Source organism: Enterobacter sp. RIT637 (assembly GCF_019718755.1).
Lineage (GTDB): Bacteria > Pseudomonadota > Gammaproteobacteria > Enterobacterales > Enterobacteriaceae > Enterobacter.
The window spans coordinates 1-547 of the sequence record NZ_JAIHAZ010000155.1 but is presented as its reverse complement, the minus strand read 5'-3'; the positions used below and the strand labels follow the sequence as shown (position 1 = coordinate 547).

Genomic DNA, 547 nt, shown 5'->3' with positions numbered 1-547 from the left:
ATTTAAACCTTTGGACTTTTGCCGTCTATACCGGCCTACGTCATGGTGAATTGACCGGTCTGGCCTGGGAGGATGTCGATCTAAAAAATGGCGAGGTCCATGTTAAGCGTACAATGACGCTCACAAAGAAGTTTGGTCCACCGAAGACAAACGCCGGTGTGAGGACAGTAAAGCTGCTAAAACCGGCTCTGGAAGCGTTAACGAGGCAATTCGAGCTTACTGGCAATAAGGTGCCCGCAGAGATCGACTTTTACCACCGCGAACGTGGGAAAATTGGAAAGCAAAGCCTGAGATTCTGCTTCGTGCCCAACCATGATGAAGGGGAAATGAGCAGGCATTATTCTCAGAGCACGATTAACCTGACATGGCCGGGCGCGATGAGAAAATCAGGCGTAAGGTATCGTAGTCCCTACCACACCCGGCATACATATGCCTGCTGGTTACTATCAGCTGGTGCAAATCCATCGTTCATTGCCAGCCAGATGGGGCATAAAAATGCGCGTATGGTTTACACCGTATACTCAAAATGGATCGTGCGGATGAACGA

Annotated in this window: 1 protein-coding gene; it reads left to right on the top strand. The window is 49.5% G+C overall.

The window, feature by feature from the left end; all coding sequences use genetic code 11:
* Nucleotides 1–547, top strand: a 547-nt coding sequence (locus K5E19_RS23745) for a site-specific integrase (RefSeq protein WP_221553375.1), incomplete at both ends; no start/stop codon positions are given.